The organism is Bacillus sp. SIMBA_008 (assembly GCF_046535495.1).
Lineage (GTDB): Bacteria > Bacillota > Bacilli > Bacillales > Bacillaceae > Bacillus > Bacillus subtilis.
Genome location: NZ_JAWRWL010000297.1, coordinates 1 through 282, shown reverse-complemented (window position 1 = coordinate 282; position 282 = coordinate 1). Strand labels below are relative to the sequence as shown.

1 protein-coding gene is annotated in these 282 nt (G+C 39.7%); it reads right to left on the bottom strand.

Annotation, left to right across the window (positions count from 1 at the left end):
* Window positions 1-282: MFS transporter (locus SB658_RS23285; protein ID WP_410602644.1), on the bottom strand; the 282-nt coding region annotated here is incomplete at both ends.

Genomic DNA, 282 nt, shown 5'->3' with positions numbered 1-282 from the left:
TGGACGATACGGCCAACTAATAAAACGGAAAATGTCGGTGCGAATCCCGCAATTAATGTACCGACTAAAAACGTTACCATAGCGATCAAAAACATTTGTCTCGTTGTGAGCCATTGCTGAAGTAACGCTGTAATCGGGACTAAAACACCAACCACTAACATGTAAGCTGTAGAAAGCCATTGAATCGTTGAAGCCGTTACGCCAAATTCTTTCATTAATACAGTTAACGCATTACCAAGTAACGTTTCGTTTAATAATGCAACCATTGCCCCTAAAAGTAAT